This window comes from Epibacterium sp. ABV4_022 (assembly GCF_056159345.1).
Genome location: NZ_JBSWVA010000001.1, coordinates 1,172,034 through 1,184,779 on the forward strand (window position 1 = coordinate 1,172,034; position 12,746 = coordinate 1,184,779).

Annotated in this window: 11 protein-coding genes; 1 reads left to right on the forward strand and 10 read right to left on the reverse strand. The window is 63.4% G+C overall.

Features of this window, described 5'->3' with window-relative positions:
- Positions 1-69 precede the first annotated feature (69 nt).
- Positions 70-2,412 (forward strand): putative bifunctional diguanylate cyclase/phosphodiesterase, encoded by a 2,343-nt coding sequence (locus tag ACXAF5_RS05620; RefSeq protein ID WP_474945850.1) that lies wholly within the window; start codon positions 70-72, stop codon positions 2,410-2,412.
- On the opposite strand, the gene ACXAF5_RS05625 is transcribed toward ACXAF5_RS05620, so the two are convergent.
- The 10 genes from ACXAF5_RS05625 to ACXAF5_RS05670 all read right to left on the reverse strand — a co-directional run bounded on the left by ACXAF5_RS05625 (position 2,409) and on the right by ACXAF5_RS05670 (position 12,702).
- Positions 2,409-3,251: an inositol monophosphatase family protein gene (locus tag ACXAF5_RS05625; RefSeq protein WP_474945851.1), complete on the reverse strand. Its 843-nt coding sequence runs from the start codon at positions 3,249-3,251 to the stop codon at positions 2,409-2,411. The genes ACXAF5_RS05620 and ACXAF5_RS05625 overlap by 4 nt on opposite strands.
- Complete coding sequence (locus ACXAF5_RS05630; RefSeq protein ID WP_474945852.1) at positions 3,248-4,267, reverse strand: LacI family DNA-binding transcriptional regulator; 1,020 nt, start codon at positions 4,265-4,267, stop codon at positions 3,248-3,250. The genes ACXAF5_RS05625 and ACXAF5_RS05630 overlap by 4 nt, the downstream gene beginning before the upstream one ends.
- Positions 4,264-5,691 (reverse strand): glycerophosphodiester phosphodiesterase family protein, encoded by a 1,428-nt coding sequence (locus tag ACXAF5_RS05635; RefSeq protein WP_474945853.1) that lies wholly within the window; start codon positions 5,689-5,691, stop codon positions 4,264-4,266. Before ACXAF5_RS05635 ends, ACXAF5_RS05630 begins: the two co-directional genes overlap by 4 nt.
- Positions 5,688-6,686: an ABC transporter ATP-binding protein gene (locus tag ACXAF5_RS05640; RefSeq protein ID WP_474945854.1), complete on the reverse strand. Its 999-nt coding sequence runs from the start codon at positions 6,684-6,686 to the stop codon at positions 5,688-5,690. Before ACXAF5_RS05640 ends, ACXAF5_RS05635 begins: the two co-directional genes overlap by 4 nt.
- Positions 6,686-7,507: a carbohydrate ABC transporter permease gene (locus tag ACXAF5_RS05645; RefSeq protein ID WP_474945855.1), complete on the reverse strand. Its 822-nt coding sequence runs from the start codon at positions 7,505-7,507 to the stop codon at positions 6,686-6,688. Before ACXAF5_RS05645 ends, ACXAF5_RS05640 begins: the two co-directional genes overlap by 1 nt.
- A gap of 5 nt (positions 7,508-7,512) precedes the next feature.
- On the reverse strand, positions 7,513-8,814 hold the full coding sequence (locus ACXAF5_RS05650; protein WP_474945856.1) for a carbohydrate ABC transporter permease: 1,302 nt from the start codon (positions 8,812-8,814) through the stop codon (positions 7,513-7,515).
- Positions 8,815-8,891: 77 nt separating this feature from the next.
- The gene (locus tag ACXAF5_RS05655; RefSeq protein ID WP_474945857.1) at positions 8,892-10,238 is read right to left on the reverse strand and encodes an ABC transporter substrate-binding protein; all 1,347 of its coding nucleotides are present in this window, start codon (positions 10,236-10,238) and stop codon (positions 8,892-8,894) included.
- A gap of 212 nt (positions 10,239-10,450) precedes the next feature.
- Positions 10,451-11,248 (reverse strand): arginine deiminase family protein, encoded by a 798-nt coding sequence (locus ACXAF5_RS05660; RefSeq protein WP_239322939.1) that lies wholly within the window; start codon positions 11,246-11,248, stop codon positions 10,451-10,453.
- 35 nt (positions 11,249-11,283) lie between these two features.
- Complete coding sequence (locus ACXAF5_RS05665; protein WP_239322941.1) at positions 11,284-11,976, reverse strand: ABC transporter permease; 693 nt, start codon at positions 11,974-11,976, stop codon at positions 11,284-11,286.
- Positions 11,977-11,988: 12 nt separating this feature from the next.
- Positions 11,989-12,702 (reverse strand): ABC transporter permease, encoded by a 714-nt coding sequence (locus ACXAF5_RS05670; protein ID WP_239322943.1) that lies wholly within the window; start codon positions 12,700-12,702, stop codon positions 11,989-11,991.
- Between the last annotated feature and the right edge of the window lie 44 nt (positions 12,703-12,746).

Below are 12,746 nucleotides of genomic sequence, written 5' to 3' on the forward strand. Positions count from 1 at the left end.
TATTGAGCAAGTATATCTGCCTAGGCTCGATCCGATGTGGAATTCGAGTACCCTTCGGGAGATCTGGTCATGAGGTTGGGACAAACGCTGGCCCTGTTTGCGCTCATTCTGGCGCTGCTGACCGGAATGTCGTTCCTTGGCTATCGCTATCTGACCTTGGCCAGCGAATACCGGGCCCGCAACATGATCCACCTCAGCCTCGTGCATGACGCGATGGACATCCTGGCCGCGAACCCGGTGATACGCCCGGAGGCGGCCCGGCAGATCAAGGTGCTGGCCGAACGCGCCGACGCGCAGGCGCATTGGTGCATCGACAATCTGTCCATGGTCGAGCGCAAGGGGTTTGAGCTTCTGGGGGCCAGCGCAGCGCTGGATCTGTGCCATCAGGGGATCGAGGAAACCCACAAGATGAACGCGCTTCTCGACCAGCTGCTGCAGGAGGATGCGATCCGTCAAACTGGGGCGAACAGCCCGTTTGCGCGCAACCTGCAACTCCTCGCCTCGGTGGAGCGGTTGGAGCGGCTGAGCCACGCGTTTCACCCGCACGTCAATATGATCGAGGATCGGCTTGTCCGAATTGTCGAAGGCGGCACGGCGGTCATAAGCCTCTGCCTGGCGCTGTTTTTCGTGGGGCTGTCGCGACAGATGATCCGCTCCTGGCAGACGCAGGCGCAACAGACCCGTGACCTCAACCGGATGACACAGCGGGTCGCGGCGGCCATGGGGGCGTCGGGCGACGGGTTTGCCATCTTCGACGATGAAAACAGGCTGGTGACCTGCAACGATACCTATCGGGAGCTGAGCCATGCCCACCCCGAGGAGGTGAAGCCGGGCATGTCGTTGGGGGAGATCCTCGTCGGCGCCGTTCATGCTGGCCATTACGCGCTGCACGGGGCGACCCCAGAAGAATTTGCCGCCTCCTACAATCTCCGTATCGAAAGCCGGGATTTCCGCGCCGAGACCCAGCTGGAGCTCGCCGGGGATCGCCATATCATCGCCCGGGTGAACGAAACCGACTTTGGCGACAAGGTGGTGACGCGCAGCGAAATCACCCAACTGGTGCGCAACGAACGTCAGCAGCGCGAAGCCGCCGAAGCGCTGAAGGAAGCCAAGGATCGGATCGAGCAGCAATCCCTGCGCGATCCGCTGACAAAACTGGCCAACCGTCGCCATCTGGATCAGGAACTGGCCCGGCGTCTGTCGCATGAAACGGTCACGCTGGTCCGCATCGATCTTGATCGTTTCAAGAAGATCAATGACATCCTGGGTCATGAGGCTGGCGACTTCGTGCTGTGCCATGTGGCGGATGTCCTGCGCAAACATACCAAATCGGGCGATCTGCCCGCGCGGGTGGGGGGCGATGAATATGTCATCCTCTGTCAGGCGGGCACCACCCTGCGGCAGGCAGAGGTGCTGGCAAAACGCGTGTTGGCAGAGGTGCTGCAACCGGTCTCCTGGGGCAACAAGCGCTGCAACTTCGGGGCCAGCTTTGGCGTGGCCTGTGGCGAGGCCGGCGCCATGAGCGCCAGCGAGTTGCTGAGCAATGCCGATGCGGCGCTGTACCGTGCCAAGGCGTCGGGGCGCGCCACGGTCGAGGTCTTCACCTCTGAAATGCGTCAGGAAGCCCAGGCCGAACGTGCGCTTGCCGATCAGTTGCAGGAGGCGCTGGAGCGTGGGGAAATCGTGCCCTTCTACCACACCCAGCACGACGCCCGCACCTGGCATCTGGCCGGGCTGGAGGTGCTCGCCCGCTGGGATCACCCCAGTCTCGGGGTGCTGCCGCCCTCGCGCTTTCTCGGTCTTGCCAAGCAGCTGGGTCTGGAGGCAGAGATCGACGGGCAGATCTTTGAAGCGGCGGTCCAGCAGGTCACAGCACTGCGCGACATGGATATTCACGTGCCCCGCGTCGCCTTCAACGTCAGCGCGCCCCGGATCATGGAACCGGGATTTCTGGATACCGTGCAGAGCAGAATCCCCGACAACCGGGATCAGTTCGCCTTTGAAATTCTGGAATCGATCTCCTGCGAAGAGGGCGACGATGCGCTGATTTTCTGCATCGACGCGCTGAAGGATATGGGATTTCAGATCGACATGGATGATTTTGGTTCGGGGCATGCCTCTATCAACGGGGTGCTGAACATCGAACCGCATGCGATCAAGATCGATCGCAATATTATCTTCCCCCTAGGCAAGAGCGAACGCGCGGAGCGGATGGTGGCCTCGGTAGTCGACCTTGCTCATACGCTGGATGTGAAGATCATCGCCGAGGGGGTTGATACGCTCGACAAGGCAAAACTGTTGCGCCAGATCGGTTGTGACACCCTGCAAGGCTTCTATTTCTCCAAGCCGCGCAGCTTTGCCGACCTCAAGCTGAACCTGCTGGGAGTCGACCAGGATCGCAGCGTGATCTAGCCCCCGGAGGGAAGATCACAGCCCTGCTCGGGATGACGCCGGGCCGGGGCTGACGCCGGGGGCGGTGGCTGCAACCGGTCAAGGATCTCTGGCGCGAGGTCGCCGCTGCTTGCCAGCACCGCGCCACCCGCGCGTAGGAACTGGGGCAGGGCGGGTCTCGAGACCTGCCCGCCCGCGGTTTCCACGAGCAGCAGGCCCGCCAAAGCGTCCCAAGGGTTGAGATGCCCCTCGAAATAGAAATCCGCCCAGCCGGCCGCCACCGCCAGCAAACCAAAACAGGCCGCGCCTTGGCGACGGTACTCGTAGCCTGCGGGCAGCAGGCCCGAGATGGTGCGCAGATGATCCTCCAGCAGCAACCGGTCCGAATGGCCGAGGATCGCCAGCTTCCCGGTGCTCTCGGGGCGGTTCGACAGGTCAAGCGCGATCCCGTCCAGGTAGGCCCCTTCCGCGCGGCTGCACCAGCCGAGGCGGTCCAGGTCCGGCAGGTAAATGACCCCAAGCTCGATCTGTTCGGCGCTCATGCAAGCGATGGATACGCCCCATTCCGGCAATCCGCGCAGGAAGTTCGTGGTGCCGTCGATCGGATCGACGACCCAGGTGAACCGTCCACAGGTGCGTGATCCGCCCTCCTCGCCCAGAAAACCGTCTGCAGGATAGATTGCAGCAAGGCGGCGGTGCAGCAGGTGTTCGACGGCGGTATCGGCTTCGGTCACAAAGTCCTGCGGCCCTTTTGCCGAAACAAAATCGCCAGATTGCCGGGACCGCATCTGGCGTGCCAATTGACCCGCCTCCCGCGCGATATCGATCGCAAAGGCCAGTCGCGCTGCGATTTCGGTCATCCTGCGGTCTTTCGCGTGGTGCCGCGCCAGACCGGTGAAATCGGAATGGTGGCGGTTTCAAACGGGCGGGTGGCGTCTTCGATCCGGGCTTGCATCAGGTCCACGGCCAGCACCGCCGCCGCGCCTGCGTCCTGCTTGATCGTGGTCAGGTTGTTGCCCAGCCAGCCTGCCTGCTCGATATCGTCGTAGCCGAGTATTTGAAGATCCTGCGGGATCTGGCGACCATAGGTCACACGCATGCCGTCAAGGCACCCCAGCGCCAGCAGGTCGGTGGTGCAGAACACCGCATCGATGCTGTCGTCCTGTGCCGCAAGCAGATCCGCGGCCTCAAGCCCGTCGACATAGTTCTGCCGGTGCGGTGTGATCATTGTCACCGGCAACTCGGCGGCTTGGCAACAGGCGGCAAAGGCGCGGGCGCGTCCGGTCACGGTATAGGTCTGCTCGCGCGGCGCCAGCACCGCAAAACGCGTGCCTCCGGCGGCGCGCAGCATGTCAAAAGCCATCTGGCCGGACGCTTCGATATCCAGCTGCACGCGGTCGGCCTGAACATCGCCCACATCGCGATTGACCAGCACCACCGGCACGGCAAGGCGTTTGCATTCGTCAATGATCCCGGCCGGCGGCGAGTCGGAGGTGACGATCATCCCGGCAACATTGTAGTTCAACAGCCGGTCGATCAGCCCCGACAGCGCCACGTCCCCTTCGGCCACGATCAGGATCGGGCAATAGCCCTTGTTCAGCAGGTCGCGGGCGGCGATCTTCACCTGAAGGGCGCGATAAGGTGTGTCGAGCCGCGACGCGACGATACCAACAAGCCCGGAGTTCTGGTCGTGCAGGCCCCGTGCGAGGTAGTTCACGCGATACCCGAGTTCCTGCGCCGCCTTGATGACCCGTTCACGGGTCTCCTCGGACACGCGTCCCTTGCCCGACAGCGCCCGCGACACCGCCGAGCGGTGCACATTCGCCAGGCGTGCCACGTCAAAGGATGTCGGTTTTTTCTGTTTCTTTTCAGTCATGTCTCACGCCGCGCCCGCAGGTGATCGCGGAACAGGAAGGGAAAGTGCAGGTTCACCAGGTCGGGCCCGGCGGCCAGGAGCTTGTCAAAAACCGCCGTGTCACGTCCCATATAGGCGATCATGGGCCGGACACCCGCCGCACGGCAACGGCTGAATTCGGAGAAGTCCTCCTCCACCGTGAATTCGAGGATACTGGGCCGGAGCGTTGCCAGCGCAGTCTCAAGATCGGGCAGGTCCTGACGGCGGATCATGATGTGGGCTTCGGGCGCTGCGGCGCGCAAGGCTGCTAGGCGCTGGTAGTCAAACGACCAGAAAAAACACCGCTCCATCATGCCCTTGGCCCGCACCGCGGCCAGCACGGCATCAGGGTCGGCCTGTTTCAACTCGACGTATAGCTTGCCGCCGTGGGTGCGGGTGACATCCAGAATGTCGTGCAGGTCGGGAACTTTGGTGCCGGTGAAATGCGGCGAATACCACGCCCCCGCATCCCGTTTTGCGCAGTCCGCGACGGTGGACCAGGCCACCCTGCCGCATCCATCGGTGGTGCGGTCGAAACTGTCGTCATGGATCACCGCAAGCGTGCCATCGCGCAGCGCGTGCACGTCGAGTTCGACCACGTCGAACCCCGCACCAAAGGCACAGATCGCGCCCTCGACGGTGTTTTCCGGCGCAAATTCGGGCGCGCCACGGTGGCAGACGATCTCGATCCGGGCATGATCGCGGGTGGAGAAAGGATGCACCATTTCGGGGCGGTCGGAACAGATACCCAGCACCGGCAGATGCCGCAACTCGGCCATGCGCAGGGGATTTTCCTCGTGCCAGAGCACCACTTTCTGCCCGAGCTGCGCGGCCTTGGCAAAGAACGCAGGCGTCAACTGATCCTGCGGCCGATCCAGGCTTTCCCAGCAGAGGTGGATGATCTCGGCACCGCGCGCGTGCTCGAACGGATCAACACCCACCGGCACCAATGCGGCGCGGGGGTAGGGGCATTGCGCAGCATTCAGAGCGGCGATGGCTTCGGGATCAAAGGTGCCGAGGATCGCGCGGGTGATGCCCCGGGCCTGCAACATCTCCATCACCGGCAGGGCGGCGTCAACGTCTTTGATGTCGGCGTAAACACCGGCATCATGCTCCACCGCCAGCGCCAGGATGCTGGCCAGGGCCACGGCGGACACGCCTTGGGCACGTGCGGTGGCGCCGAGCTGGTCGAAGGTCAGCTCCGCGATGGCGCGGCCATCGGGCAGGGCGGCATCGTGACAGGCAACAAGTGTGCCGCAGGCGGCGCGGCGAATGTCGACCTCCCAGAAATCGGCGCCCAGACGGGCGGCTTTTTCATAGGCCTCGATGGAGCAATCCGGCGCATAGGCCGAGGCCCCGCGATGGGCGATGACATAGGGACGGGCGGGGGAAAGCCAGTGCGTCATAGTCGTCTCCCGTCCTGATCGAACCGCAGCAGTTTGTCCTGGGCCACGCCCCACTGCACCGTCGCCCCGGGGCGAATGCCCGACCCGGCGGGCTGAATGGAGCGCAAGACCTCTCCATTTGTCAGCGAGACATCAAAGAGATCTTCGCGGCCCTGGGTTTCGACAAAAGTGACGCGACCGGACAGGGCGCTGCCGAACTGCGGGCCAAACCCCTCGGGCCGGATGCCGTAGCGCGCCACCCGGGACTCGCTCTGTCCCAGCACCGCGCCAGACACAAAGGAGATCGGCGGATTGCCGAGGAAACCGGCGACAAAGTCGTTTTCGGGTCGTTCATACATGCTGGTCGGCGTGTCATACTGCACGATGCGCCCGCCATTCATCAGCGCGATGCGGTCGCACATCGACATCGCCTCCACCTGATCGTGGGTGACGAGGATCGCAGTCAGGCCGGTCTCCTGTTGCAGGCGGCGGATTTCGGACCGCATCTCCAGCCGCAGCTTGGCATCGAGGTTGGCAAGCGGTTCGTCTAGAAGCAGAAAATCCGGCTGCCGCACCAGCGCACGGGCCAGCGCCACCCGCTGCTGTTGCCCGCCGGACAGTTGCGCGGGGCGCCGTTCCAGCAGCGCTTCGATATGGACCAGTTCGGCATATCTGCGCACCATCGCCTCGCGGTCGGTCCGGTTCATCTTCTGCACCTTGAGCGGGAAGGCGATGTTTTCCGCCACCGTCATATGCGGATAAAGCGCGTAGTTCTGGAACACCACGCCCACATTGCGCGACTGGCTCGGCAGATGGGCGACATCCTTGCCGCCGAACCTCAGCTGTCCTTGGTCTATGCGGTGGATGCCGCAGATGGCGAACAGCGTCGTCGACTTGCCGCAGCCAGAGGGGCCCAACAGCGCGATCATCTCGCCGGAGTTGACCGAGAGCGACATGTCTTCGATCACCGTGGTTTCGCCAAAACGCTTGGTGAAGTTGATCAGGTCAAGTTGCATCAGCCCTTGGTGCCTCCGCCATAGATGTTCATGAGGTGTTTCTGGAACAGCAGGTAGATCACCACGACCGGGGCCGCGTAGAACAGGCCCACTGCCTTGAACAGATTGAAGTCCGCCTTGGTGTCGTCGAGGATCAGGGAGCTGAGATAGGTGGACAGCACCCGTGCGTCCGATCCCGGGGCCAGCACCTGCGGCAGGATGTATTCCGACCAGCCGGAGAGGAAGGAGAACAGGATCAGCGCCATCAGGCCGGGCCGCACCTGCGGCAACACCAGATGCCACCAGACGGTGGCGCGGCTGGCACCATCCTGCACGCCGGCCATCTCGATCTCCCAGGGGACGGTGTCGTAGAACCCTTTCATGATCCAGATGCCGAGCGGCAACTCCAGCGCGGTCTTCACCACTATGACGCCGATCAGCGTGTCATAGAGACCGAGCATTTGCAGGATCAGGAAGATCGCGATGATCAGCGTGATGGTTGGAAAGGCATGCAGCACGATCAGCCCGGCCAGAAAGAAGCCCCGCGCTGGAAAGTTCAACCGCGACAGCGCATAGCCCGCGGTGAGCGACACCATGGTCACAACCAGCGCCGAAGTGGTGGCAAAGACAAACGTATTGGCGGTCGCCACCCAGACGCTGCCGCGCGCTTCGGCCACCGGCTCCCACAGGAAGCGGAAATGCTCCAGCGTGAAGCGCGTGGGCACCAAGGAGCCGGGAGCGGTATCGCTGAAGGCGTCGATTACCGCATAGCCGCACATGATCAATAGCGGCAGCGACACCACCGACAGCAGCAGGAGGACGGGCCAGTTCTTGGAGGACATATCGTTCACCCCTCGATCAGCGGCTTGGTGATCAGCCGTTTGAAGTTGAACAGGCGGAAGTAGATCAGGCTGGCGGCAATACCGATCACCACGAGCACCAGCGCGAAGGCCGCGCCCAGGCCATACTCCAGATTGCCGCCATAGTTGTTGAGGGCGGTGTGATAGGCGGCCAGAGACCAGACCTCGGTTGCGCGTCCGGGTCCGCCATCGGTGGCCAGCAGGATGTATTCAAAGGAGGTCAGAAGCGACAGCGTCTGATAGCAGGTGATGAACAGGATTGGCCAGGCGAGCTGCGGCAGGATGATCCAGCGCACCTGTTGCCAGCGGCTCGCCCCGTCCACCTCGGAGGCATGCAGCATGGATGTGGGAATGGCGCGGATGGCGGAGGAAAAGATGATCATCCCCATCGACGCGCCGACAAAGCCGTTGATCAGCACCACCACCGTCCAGGCGTGGTAGGAGGTGTCGAGCATCCAGTTCTTCGGGCTCATGCCGAAATACCCGGTGACGGTGGCCAGAAAGCCTGTGTCCCAGGTGAACCAGCGCCACATCAGCACGTAGAGCACGGGCGGCAGGATGCGCGGCAGGAACCAGATGGCCCGGAAGGCAGCCCCCTGTCCCTTGGGCAGGTAAAAGGTGGTGATCGCGAGGAACAGCCCGAAGCCCACGTTGAAGGCCAGCGTCAGCGTCACATAAAGTGCGGTATTGGCCGCGTAGCGCAGGGTGGACGGCAGGGCGAACAGCAGCTCCACGTTTTTGGTGGTCCAGACCCAGCCGGTATAGGCGGCCTGGGTGATCTGCTCCGCATAAGCGGCGGATGTGCCTGTTTCGGTCAGGGCTGCACGAAAGGCGGCTTCGGTGGCAAAGCGTTCGTTCAGGATCGAGCGTTTGAACAGCTCTGCGGCCTCTTTCCGGTCGCGGGTTCGGCGGATGCGATTGTCGCGCAGGTCCTTCAGCGCCCGTTCCATGTCGCGCCGGTCGGAAAACTCCGCTGCGCCATGCAGCTGTTCCAGTTCCTGCGCGGTGGCGGGGGTGGTCGCTTCGGCCAGGGCGGCAAGCCCGGCCGCATCCACGCGGTAACCGCCAGCCTCCAGTTTCGCCAGCACCTCCTGCGGCAGGCCCTCGTTTTGCAGCCTGCGCAGGCTGGCACTGTTCAAAAGATACTCGCCGCCGGTCACGCCCGTGGCGGTGGACATATTGGTGAAGGCAAAGAACCCGGTCAGCACGACCGGCAGCAGAAAGAACAGCGTCACCATGACCAGGGCGGGGCTCAGAAAGGCGGGGCCCAGCCAGTTTACGTTGCGCATGACAGATCCGAGACGTTTAGGGGAAAGGTGGGAAGGCGGCGCACCGCCCTCCCGATCTTCTTGGGGGAAGATAACCCTCAGCGGACGATCAGCTCGTCACCAAGCTTTGCGGTCAGTTCCGCCTCGACCGCGGCCACGGCCTCGGCGGGAGTCTGAACACCGGTCCAGGCGGCTTCGAGCCCTTTCCACATGGTCTCGGCAAAGACGCCGTATTGCAGGTGGTTCGGCTGCGCATTGGCGGTGCCGAGCAGGCGTTCCGTTGCTTCATCGGCCCAGCGGTCGCCGGAATAGAGTTCGACATTGGACTGTTGCCTGCTGATGCCAAGATGCGCAGATTTGATCGCGTGCAGGGAATTCAGGCGCGGTTCGGAGGCGATCTTCACCAGCTGCGCGGCCACGTCTTCGACCATGTCATCCTGCTGGTCGGTCAGCAGGTAGACCAGCGGTTGGGTGATGGTATTGGCGCGGCCCTTGTCGTTGCCCGCCGGGATCAGCGAAAACTGGATGGTGCCGAAGAAATCATCGTTGCCTTCCTTGCCGGTGTAGCGGGCGTAGTGCCAGGTGCCGCCGTGCCACAACGCGGCCTTGCCGTTGGCGACCTCGCTGTACCACTGGCTCCAGTCGGTGCCGATGTGGTTCTTGCGGGTCACGCCTGCCTCCACGGCATCGACAAAGAACTGGTACATCTCTTCCATCGCGGCCTTGTCGAGCACCAGCTTGCCGGTTTCGGGATCCTGCAACTGACCGCCAAACGACTGGTAGAACTGCGCATAGTCGGGGCCGTTCGACACCCGCGGATAAAACCCGTAGCCCTCGTCGACGAGGCCCATGTCGACGGCCTTCTTGGCATCGGCCAGCACGTCCTGCAGGGTGTATTCACCGGCGGCCACCTTGGTGGGCAGGGCGTCGATGTCGGCATCGGAATAGCCGATGCCCTTCATCGTATCCTTCCAGAAGAAGAACGGACGGCTCTCGGCGTCCTGCGGCAGGCCCCACTGGATGCCATCATAAGAGGCGATCTCCAGCAGGTTCGGGTAGATGTCGTTGAGCGGCCAGGCATCCAGATCGAGGTAATCCTCGACCGGCACGATATAGCCGGCCTGCGACCAGGGCGCGATATCGAGGTGGGACGTGACAACGATGGCCGGCGCGGTGCCGGCCTCGGCCGCCAGCGTCACCGACTGTTTGAATTCGTCCCAGCCGCCAAAGTCGCGTTTTGCCTCGACGGTGATGTTCAGCTCCTCGCCCAGGATCGCATATTCACGCTCCAGCAGGTCGGCTGCGAGCTCGATGGCTTCCCAGCGGTAGCTGTCGGCGTCGTTGGAGCCTCCAGCCCAGACATTGATGGTAACATCCTCGGCGAGGGCAGCTGTGCCGCAGGCGACAAGGGCGGTGGTGGCGAAGACGGCGCGCAAGTTGGACATGGTCGGTTCCCCGTGGTTTTGGCCAATGGTCGAAGCAGTCGGCACATGATGCTCGTGATGTGAGCACACGTGTGCACATCTCGATGCAGGACTTAGGCGATTCGTGTTTCACTTTTTTGACGACGAAGCGCGACAGGGCTGGGGGCGGCCGCAAAAACGCCCCGGATGCGGCATCCGGGGCGTGTGTGAGGTTTCAGGGAAAATGTTCGAAATCAGGTGTTTGGCGAGAACCTCAGCGACAGGCAGGACATGCCGCCGTCCAGTTTTGCGGCCTCGGAATTTCCGATTTCGCGGAGGTTGTAGCCGGCCTCCACCAGGCGGTCGCGGGTCTTGGGAAAGCCTGCGGGCATCAGCACCAGGTCGTTGAAGCGGATGGTATTGGCTGCGGCCTCCTCGCCCTCTGCGGTGAGAATAACCTTGTAGCCGTCAAAGCACCCCGAGGCCGCCAGACGCTCTGTCGCGAGCACGGTCTCACCGTCGAGGAGCGAGCAATCGGTCTTGAAGTGCAAGACGCCTTCCGGGGTGATGACCTCGCGCACGCTGTAGCCCCAATCGGCCACCAGCTGGCGCAACTCTTCGATGCCGGCGGCATTGGTGCGGGCGGAGCGTCCCACCAGGATTTCCGTTTCCGTGGTCAGGATGTCGCCGCCCTCGATGTAGCTGTCCGCACCGGAGATCTCGCGCACCTCGGCGTAGAGCCTGCGCAGATGGGGGGCCATTTCCGCGGCCTCCCCCAGCCGCGAAGGGGCTCCGGGGCGCATCACGATGGCCCCTTCCTGCAAACACAGTGCGGTGTCCTCGACAAAGACCGCATCGGGGTAGGCCTCCAGCGCGTCAAGCACCAGAACCTCGGCCCCGGTCTCCTTCAGCGCCAGCACGTAGTCGGCGTGATGGCTGGCAAACAGCTCAAGATCCGGCGTGCCGGTGTCGACCGCGCGCAGGCCGTCGGTGATGCTGGCGCTGGGTTTGCGCGAAATCGCGTGGGTGAAGCGGAAGGAACGGTCCGTCATGGGGGTAGTCCTTGGTCGTTGAATAGAAATACAGATCAGGCGGTGCGGCGGGGCATCCGGCGCTCCATCAGGCGAAAGGCGATCACCAGCACGAAGGTCAGACAGAGGTAGATCGCTGCCACGAACAGCAGCGGCTCATAGATGCGATAGGTTTCCTGGCGCACGATGGTGCCGACGCCATAGACCTCGAACACGGTGATGGTGGCGGCCAGAGGCGTGGCCTTCAGGGTCAGGATGAATTCCCCCGCAAGGGTGGGAAAGACGTTCTGCAAGGCCCGCGGCAACCAGATCCGGCGCAGCACGGTGAAGGGCGACATGCCCATGGCGCGCGCGGCCTCCAGCTCGCCCCGCGGCACGCCGCGGAACGCGCCCCGCATGACCTCGCCCTCGTAGCCCGCCACGCTCAGCGAAAACGCAAAGACCGCATAGGGAAAGGCCTCGCGCAGCAGGGGCCAGATCATCGTGTCGCGAATGCCGGGGATAAAGGGAAACAGCGATCCCAGCCCGTAGTAGATCAGCCAGAGCTGGATCAGCAGCGGCGTGCCCCGGATCACGGTGCAGAACGCCCGCGCCGCCCAGGCCAGCGGCCAGGGTCCGGTGACCTGCACCAACCCGATCGGGATCGCCAGTGCCATGCCAAAAAAGATCGACAGCCCAAGAAGTTGTAGGGTGAGCCAGAGCCCTTCGGCGAAACGGGGGGCATATTCGGCCAGCCAATACCATTCCATGCTATGTGCCCCCTATGTCTGTACCGGCTGGCCGCGCCGCAGGCGTCGTTCCAGCAGGGTGAAACCGAGGGTGGAGACCAGCGTCAGCGCCAGATAAAGCGCCCCCGCCACCATGTAGAACATGAAATACTCCCGCGTCGCCCCGGCCGCCTGTTTGGTTTCCAGCGCCAGTTCGCTGAAGCCGACAACGGCCAGCAGCGCGGTGTCCTTGGTGGTGATCAGCCACAGGTTCGACAACCCCGGCAGCGCATAGGGCAGCATGATCGGCAGGGTGATGCGGCGCAGCACGGTGAAGGGGCGCAGACCCATGGCACGCCCGGCCTCCACCTGCCCATGCGGCACCGCCTGAAACGCGCCGCGAAAAACCTCGGTGGAATAGGCACCTTGGACCAGACCGATCACGTAGATCCCGGCCCACAGGCCATTGATGTCGGTGCGCTCCATCCCGAGGCTCTCGCGCAGCACATTGAGGAGATCCGTTCCCGCGTAATAGAGCAGCAGGATCAGCACCAGTTCCGGAATGGCGCGGATCACCGTGGTGTAGATTTCCAGCCCCCAACGCAGCACCGGCCCGCCGTGCAGCTTGCCCAGGGCGCCGAACAGCCCGATCAGCAGGCCAAGCGCATAGGCGCCGACGGCGATCTGGATGGTGCGAAACAGGCCCATGAGGAGATTGCCTCCCCAGCCGGGCGGGCTGAGGGCGAGGAGGTCGAATGCGCTATCCATCGGGGATGTGGGTCTTTCCTGAAACAAAGGTGCCGGGCGACCTC

Coding starts and splice junctions, on each gene's coding strand:
- ACXAF5_RS05660 (WP_239322939.1), bottom strand. CDS start 11,248: ATGACGGACCGTTCCTTCCGCTTCACCCACGCGATTTCGCGCAAACCC.
- ACXAF5_RS05640 (WP_474945854.1), bottom strand. CDS start 6,686: ATGCAACTTGACCTGATCAACTTCACCAAGCGTTTTGGCGAAACCACG.
- ACXAF5_RS05620 (WP_474945850.1), top strand. CDS start 70: ATGAGGTTGGGACAAACGCTGGCCCTGTTTGCGCTCATTCTGGCGCTG.
- ACXAF5_RS05645 (WP_474945855.1), bottom strand. CDS start 7,507: ATGTCCTCCAAGAACTGGCCCGTCCTCCTGCTGCTGTCGGTGGTGTCG.
- ACXAF5_RS05650 (WP_474945856.1), bottom strand. CDS start 8,814: ATGCGCAACGTAAACTGGCTGGGCCCCGCCTTTCTGAGCCCCGCCCTG.
- ACXAF5_RS05625 (WP_474945851.1), bottom strand. CDS start 3,251: ATGACCGAAATCGCAGCGCGACTGGCCTTTGCGATCGATATCGCGCGG.
- ACXAF5_RS05670 (WP_239322943.1), bottom strand. CDS start 12,702: ATGGATAGCGCATTCGACCTCCTCGCCCTCAGCCCGCCCGGCTGGGGA.
- ACXAF5_RS05655 (WP_474945857.1), bottom strand. CDS start 10,238: ATGTCCAACTTGCGCGCCGTCTTCGCCACCACCGCCCTTGTCGCCTGC.
- ACXAF5_RS05635 (WP_474945853.1), bottom strand. CDS start 5,691: ATGACGCACTGGCTTTCCCCCGCCCGTCCCTATGTCATCGCCCATCGC.
- ACXAF5_RS05630 (WP_474945852.1), bottom strand. CDS start 4,267: ATGACTGAAAAGAAACAGAAAAAACCGACATCCTTTGACGTGGCACGC.
- ACXAF5_RS05665 (WP_239322941.1), bottom strand. CDS start 11,976: ATGGAATGGTATTGGCTGGCCGAATATGCCCCCCGTTTCGCCGAAGGG.